Annotated in this window: 6 protein-coding genes; all 6 read left to right on the forward strand. The window is 36.6% G+C overall.

The window, feature by feature from the left end; all coding sequences use genetic code 11:
* Positions 1 to 34: 34 nt before the first annotated feature.
* The 6 genes from cmk (at position 35) to pheT (ending at position 6,937) form a co-directional block, all read left to right on the forward strand.
* Entirely contained in the window at positions 35 to 724 is a 690-nt protein-coding gene (gene cmk, locus ACMAYX_RS15525; protein ID WP_103219016.1) for a (d)CMP kinase, read from the forward strand.
* Complete coding sequence (locus tag ACMAYX_RS15530; protein WP_103219015.1) at positions 721 to 1,788, forward strand: glycosyltransferase family 9 protein; 1,068 nt, start codon at positions 721 to 723, stop codon at positions 1,786 to 1,788. The genes cmk and ACMAYX_RS15530 overlap by 4 nt, the downstream gene beginning before the upstream one ends.
* A gap of 10 nt (positions 1,789 to 1,798) precedes the next feature.
* Complete coding sequence (locus ACMAYX_RS15535) at positions 1,799 to 2,821, forward strand: bifunctional heptose 7-phosphate kinase/heptose 1-phosphate adenyltransferase (RefSeq protein ID WP_392992286.1); 1,023 nt, start codon at positions 1,799 to 1,801, stop codon at positions 2,819 to 2,821.
* 1 nt (position 2,822) lies between these two features.
* Positions 2,823 to 3,338: a DUF4416 family protein gene (locus tag ACMAYX_RS15540; protein ID WP_103219013.1), complete on the forward strand. Its 516-nt coding sequence runs from the start codon at positions 2,823 to 2,825 to the stop codon at positions 3,336 to 3,338.
* Positions 3,339 to 3,428: 90 nt separating this feature from the next.
* Positions 3,429 to 4,490 carry a phenylalanine--tRNA ligase subunit alpha gene (pheS, locus tag ACMAYX_RS15545; RefSeq protein WP_103219012.1) on the forward strand — a complete coding sequence of 354 codons (1,062 nt, stop codon included), beginning with the start codon at positions 3,429 to 3,431 and terminating at the stop codon, positions 4,488 to 4,490.
* A 20-nt stretch (positions 4,491 to 4,510) separates the two neighbouring features.
* On the forward strand, positions 4,511 to 6,937 hold the full coding sequence (gene pheT, locus ACMAYX_RS15550; protein ID WP_412472139.1) for a phenylalanine--tRNA ligase subunit beta: 2,427 nt from the start codon (positions 4,511 to 4,513) through the stop codon (positions 6,935 to 6,937).
* The last annotated feature ends 442 nt before the right edge of the window (positions 6,938 to 7,379 follow it).

The raw sequence follows: 7,379 nt of genomic DNA on the forward strand, positions 1-7,379 counted from the left end.
CGTTCCTTATAAATTACATGAATAAGGAAGTTGTATGACATATTCATCAGTTATTGCAATTGATGGCCCAAGTGGGAGCGGAAAATCAACAGTAGCTAAGTTGTTGGCCAAGGAGTTAGGTATTCTATATATCGACACTGGAGCTATGTTTCGCGCTTTAGCCTTTGCTGCAAATGAGAAGGGAGTCGATCTTCATAATCATGGTGCGGTAGAATCATTCTTAAAAGATATTAAACTTGAATACGGACAAGCTGATGCACTTGTAAAAGTGGATGGTGTTGATTTATCTCAAAAAATTAGAGAGCACCATGTTTCAAAACTTGCTTCAATCATTTCTCAAATTCCTGTTGTAAGGACAATGCTTTTAGATTTTCAACGCTATATTGCAGATGAAAAAGTATGTGTTATGGAAGGGCGTGATATTGGATCAGTTGTTTTTCCAAATGCATTCATTAAGTTCTTTGTTACTGCTTCAATCGATATTCGTGCTCAAAGAAGATTTGACCAATTAATTGAGAAAGGTCAGCACGATATTGATCTTGAACAACTAAAGCGTGATGTGAAAAAGCGTGATGATAAAGACATGGGTAGAGAAGTTGCTCCACTTGTAAAAGCGGATGATGCTACTCTTGTTGATACTAGTGAGATGGCCATTGATAAGGTTATTTCGACTCTAAAAGAAAACGTACAAATTCGCGCTAAAGAGGTTGGTATAGCGTTGTGAAATATTTAATCAGTCGCACAGATGCCATTGGTCAAAATATCTTAACGATGCCAATGGCCCAGGCCATAAAAGAAATGGATCCGAATGCGACTGTTGCTATAATCACATCTCCAACTTCTGTCATTCTCTATAAAGACCACCCTTATATCGACAAAGTTTACGTTCTTGATAAGAAGAGGTCATACCCATTTAAAGTAAAAAAAGCACTTCAGGTTTTTAATGAGTTTAAGCCAGATGTCTATCTCTATGCAGGTGGATCACAAACACCAAACTTTGTGGCCTGGCTAAAGAAAGTTCCTTTCCGTGGCGGACACCTTGCCAAGTGGCAGGCCAATTTCACTTTAAATCGTGGAGTTCGACAAATTCGCTCTGAAGTGGAAGGGCATGAAACTTTCTATAATATAGAGCTACTTCGTGATCTTGATAATTTTACTAATATAGAACATCGAGAATTCATCCCTGAGTTCAACTTTACTGTTAATGAGAATGATTTTAATTCATTTAAAGAGTTAATTAAGGGAGAAGGTCTTGATCCAGAAAAAGAAATGGTCTTTGTTCATCCTGGAGTTTCTAATGATAATTTGTCATGGCCGGCCAAGAATATTGCTACTTTCATAAAGCGTATAAATGGTATTTATCCTAATCGTTTTAATTTTATCATTTCTCATATTCCTTCAGATCTACGCTACGTAAATCCTGTTAGGGAAGAGCTTAGAGATTATGATGATCAGAATATCTATTACTTTAATGGCAAAAGACGTGGCATTGTTAACTTTCTAAATATTCTAAAACACGCTACACTTTTTATAGGACCTAACTCTGGGGCCACACATATGGCCGCTGTTCTTGGTGTTGATTTAGTTGGAATTTTTTCACCTATTAAAAGCCAATCGTCACTTAGGTGGAAACCTAAAGGGGATGCGCAGATCAAGACGGTCACTCCAAACGTAGTTTGTGGGGAGTCTGACAAGTGTGCCGGAATGGATTGTCCATACTATGACTGTATGGCAAAGATCGAAGAAGACAGAGTAATTGAAATTGCAAAATCAATTTTAAATAAATAACGGAAATATTATGACAAAATTAATTTCATCTGAACGCTTTAATGCAATCATTACAAATCTTAACACGATTAAACCAATTCTCGTTGTGGGAGACGTGGGAATCGATAAATACACATCTGGTGTCGTCAATCGTATCTCACCTGAAGCACCTGTTCCACTTCTTGAAGTTCAAAAAGAATGGCAAAAACTAGGGCTTTCAGCAAACGTTTCGGAGAATTTAAAAACTCTTGGTGTTAACTCAACTTTATGTGGTGTTATGGGTGATGATGCTAATGCAAATGTTTTAGAAGATCTTCTTGAAGAAGCGGGGCTTTCAACTTGGGGAGTTGTTCGTTGTGATGAAAGACCAACTGTTTTCAAGGAAAGAATTGTAACAGATCATCAACAAATTTGTCGTATTGATTATGAGTCAAAGAAGCCTATTAATGCTGATGTTGAAAAAAGGTTAGTAAGTCGTATTAACGAACTCAAAGAAAATCATGGTGCTTTAATACTTGAAGATTATTCTAAAGGAGTGCTTACTGAATCTTTAATTTCACGTTTAGTTAGTGAGTTTAAAGAGTCAAAGAGCTTAATTGCTGTTGACCCTAGTCGCACAACTCCGCCGCTATATTATAAGGGTGTCTCACTTCTTAAACCAAACCATCTTGAAGCAAAGCTTATGGCAAATCTACTAGGATATGCAGGGGAGCTTCAGGTTGAAGATATTGCTGAAATTCTAGTTGATAAACTGGAGTTAGAAAAAATTATTATTACTCTTGGTGCTCGTGGAATGGCCATGCTGGACACTCTTGGTGATGGTAAATTGCACATGATCCCAACTGTTGCCAACGAAGTCTATGATGTTTCTGGAGCAGGGGATACAACAATTTCTCTTCTTGTTGCCTGCCTTGAAGCAGGAGCAAGTCTTGAGGAAGCCGCTTGGATTGCTAACTGTGGAGCGGGTGTGGTTGTCGGAAAAGTTGGTACAGCTACAGTTAATCTTGAAGAGTTAAGCAATTACTACAATGTTTTAAAAGAGAAAATGAAGTAGAGTGAGCGATTTAAAACCGGCCACTCGTGCCCTCGCTTTCTTCAGTGTTCTTTATCAAGAGGACAAGATTGGTCCAAGTGAAATCATTAATTTACTTGGGCCACAGTACTCTGATCCAATACTATTCACACACGATTTTTTTCCAATGAAAGACTATTACAGCAAAGAAATGGGGCAGAATCTCAAAAGATGCTTTTTCTTCTATCCTGAGCTTATTGAGAGAACTAAATTAGTTGAACTCAAAAAATATTGTGATGCACTTGAAAAGCAATATCTCTTGGATAGCGCTAGGACTTTTAATATTGATCCAGGGCTCATCTGCTTGGATCAGGTCCTACTTTCGAGTGGCAAGCCTTACTCTCATCGTATCTATTTAGGAGAAGGAGTTTTTGCTGAATTGACCTATCAATTTCAAGGTAAAACTTACCAAAGTCTTTCTTGGACATACCCCGACTATCAGCACCAAGAGATCATTTCAAAGTTCAATTGGTTTCGCTCATTTTTATTGGTACTTTAAACACCCCACGTCTTGCTTTTTCGCACACCGCATGAAAAACTCCCAAGGTTATTATTGAACGTATACAAATCGTCGAAAATAGGTGGGATTATGATTGATAAGCTAAATGAAGCTTATGGGAAGTTTCAAACAGAACTTGAAACACTAAGTGCACAGCCAGATGTACTTTCACTTAAGTCTAGTTACTTAGGGAAGAAGGGCGCTGTATCTGAAATTTTAAAGTCGCTTAAGGATGCTACTCCTGAGCAGAGAAAAGAAATTGGGCCAGTTGCCAATGAGATTAAGCAAAATATTGAAGGGCTTGTTGCAAAGAAGCTATCTGAGATTGAGCTTGCTGAAATTAATGAAAAGCTAAGTAAGAATAAAATCGATATTACTTTTACTGACGCAGTTAAGTCTAAGAATAATAATCACGGCGGACTTCACCCAAGAACTCTTGTGCAACAAGAGGTTGAAGATATTTTCTTATCAATGGGATTTGAGGTTTTAGATGGCCCACATGTTGAAACAGAGTTTTATAATTTTGAGGCCCTAAATATTCCTGGTGATCACCCAGCTCGTGATATGCAAGATACTTTCTGGTTTAGAGATGAGAAATCTCCGGAAGGCAATAAACATCTTTTACGTACACACACTTCAACTATTCAAGTACGTGGGATGATGTCTCGTAAGCCACCATTCCGCTTCATTGCTCCTGGAACAGTATTTCGTTGTGAAAGAACTGATGCTTCTCACGAGATGGTATTTCAACAATTAGAAGGGATGATGGTTGGAAAAGATATTTCTGTATCAAACCTAATTTACTTCATGAAAGAAATTCTAACTGAGATCTTTAAGAAAGATGTCGAAGTAAGGCTTCGTCCTGGTTACTTCCCATTCGTTGAGCCAGGTTTTGAACTAGATATCAAATGCCAAGTTTGTAGCGGAAAAGGGTGTTCTGTTTGTAAACAAGTTGGTTGGGTAGAGCTTCTTCCATGTGGGATGGTTCATCCAAATGTTCTTAGAGCAGGTGGAATTGATCCTGAAGAATATAATGGTTTTGCATTTGGGCTTGGTTTAGATCGTCTTGTTATGATGAAGTACGGAATCGATGATATCCGCCACCTTCAGTCAGGTGATCTACGTTTTAACTCACAATTTAAAGAATATTAGAAAAGTTTTAAGGATAATATATGTTAATTAGTATCGATTGGATTAAAGACTTCGTAAAAGTTCCAGACTTAGATGCAAATGAAATTGGATCAAAATTTACTCTAGCAACTGCTGAAGTAGAAGACGTTCTTTCTGTTGGTGATCACCTCGAAGCAATCACTGTTGTTGAAGTTCTAGAAAAAGAAAAGCACCCTGAAGCTGATAAGTTAAATCTTGTTACTTTCACAAACGGAAAGGATAAGTTTCAAGTTGTTTGTGGTGCTGCAAACGTTAGAATCGGAATGCGCACAGCTTATGCTCCACTTGGAATCACTCTACCAAATGGCCTAACACTTGAGCCTAAAAAAATTCGTGGTGTTCTCTCTGAAGGAATGCTTTGTTCTGAAGAAGAGCTTGGTTTCGCTGAAGATTCTGCCGGAATTATTGAGCTCGATAAAATGTTTGATAACCCAGAGCTTGGCACAAATATGCTAACTCTTTTCAATCAAACAAAAGATATCTTATTAGACGTTGATAATAAGTCTCTTACTCATAGACCAGATCTTTGGGGTCACTATGGAATTGCTCGCGAGTTTGCGACAATTTTTGATAATGAATTACAAAAACCATTCTCTGTCGATTGGGCAGCTAATTTAAAAGCAAAGTTTTCAACTGATGCAGCTCCTATCAAAATTAAAGTAGAAGAAGGCACAAGTTGTCTTGGTTACTTTGGCCTTAGCGTAGACAATGTTAAAGTAGGAGAGTCTCCTGCGTGGATGAAAAGACGACTGCAAGCAGTAGGTCTTCGTCCAATTAATAATATCGTTGATATTTCAAATTACGTAATGCTTGAACTTGGTATTCCTCTGCATATCTTTGATCGCGAAAAGATCAAAGGTGACACTGTTGTGATTAGTGCTCTTAAGTCAGATTCAGAGTTCACAACTCTTGATGAAGAAAACAGAAAATTAGTTACAGGCGATACTGTAATTGGTGACTCTGAAAAGCCTCTTGTTCTTGCGGGGATTATGGGTGGTTTAAATAGTGGTGTTGATGAAAACACAACGAAAATTTTCATTGAAGTTGCAAACTGGAAGGCCGCAGAGGTTAGAAAAACTTCAACTCGCCTAGGTTTAAGAACTGACTCTTCTTCTCGATATGAAAAAACTCTTGATTCTCTAATGCTTGAGAGAACTCTATTAAGAACTCTTGAGTATGTATTAAAAGAGAACCCTGAAGCCAAAGTCGTAGGTGATATGCAATACGATGGGCCAAATCTTTTAGAGATTAAGCCAGTTTCGATTCCATCAAGTGCTGCTAAAATTAATAAGGCCCTTGGTAAAGAAGTTTCTTTTGATGAAATGAAGAGAATCTTCAATAGTCTTGATTTTAATATTGAGGGAACAGCTGAAAGTTTTGTTGCTCATATTCCAAGTTATCGTGCAACTAAAGATATTGAAACAGGATCTTGTCTTGTTGAAGAAATTGGACGTGTTATTGGTTTCGATAATATTGCTCCTGTTTCACCAAAGCTTGATATTGCTCCAGTTAAGTTAAGTCCTGCTCAGAAGCTACACCGCCGTATGAAAAACTTTATGGTGAATCATGCTAATGCATTTGAAGTAATGACATACCCTATGATTGGGCCATCTCTTCTTAAGAAGTCTCTATACGAACACAAGGGTGGATTAGAGTTAATTAACGCTCTTTCAAAAGATGCGTCTCTTATGCGCGAATCATTAGCACCTTCTTTTCTTGAGGCCGCTTCTCAAAACGCAAAGAATTCATCTGCATTTAAATTCTTTGAACTAGGTCGTACATATCACGCAAATGATAAAGACTTTGTAAAAGAGGAGAGTGTATTTGGTGCGCTTTACTTTGATAAAGAAGCAACTCCATTCATGGATCTTTTAAACGATACTACTCGCTTACTTGATTGTTGTAATGTTAACTATCAGTTAAATGAACGTAATCCTAAGTTTAAGAGTAATGCTATTGATGAAGAGTGGGCAGGTATTCATCCATTTGAATTTTATAACTTTAGAATTCAAGGAAAGATGGATGGTGTAATCTTCTCTGTTCATCCTCTAGTTCTTAAGCAATTTAAGATTAAAGGCAATGTTTCAATTGCACTTATTAATATGAGCGCGTTTGAATCACGTGAGCAGAAAGACAAAACTAAGTATCAACCATTAGCGAAGTTTCCTGGTTCAACATTCGATTGTACTGTAGAAGTAGATACTAACGTTGCAGTAGGTGCTATTTTAAATAGTCTTTCAAAACTTAAGATTAAAGAACTTGTTTCTACTTCTATTGCAGATATCTTTGTTCAAGATAATAAGAAGTCTGTAACAGTAAGAAGTGAATTCTTAGATCCTAATACTACTTTATCTGGAGAGTTCATTACTGAAGCTTCTAATAAAGTAATAGAGACGTTAGAAAAAAACGGATTTCCTCTAAAAAAATAGGTTAAATTTTTTACATAGTAACCGATGATAGAAGGCCACTCAGAGAGTGGCCTTTTTTATTTTTATTAACTTTCGAGATTTCAGGTGTTTACGTTTTTAGTAGAAGTTTAACCTACTGCTAAAATTAAGTATGATTAATAATCTATAAGTATTTAATATTGTTATTAAAATTTATGAAAAAAAAGTTAATAAAAAGTAAAAAAAGTATTGACGAAGTTATTCGGGTTTCATAATATGCCCCTCGTTCCAAACAACAAACGAAACAAAAACAACGTTGCAAATAACGACATTGAATTTTTTTCTTTAATTGTTAAAAAAGACTTTACATGTTGAACATGAACATATAGTCTCGGACAGCTCTTTAGACATTCAAATAAAGTAATAAAGATTTGCTGCTTAGGTAGCAAACAAGATGAGAAGAAATCCAAAATAAGTTTTAAAC

The sequence above is a fragment of the Halobacteriovorax sp. RT-2-3 genome, from assembly GCF_047085075.1.
GTDB lineage: Bacteria > Bdellovibrionota > Bacteriovoracia > Bacteriovoracales > Bacteriovoracaceae > Halobacteriovorax_A.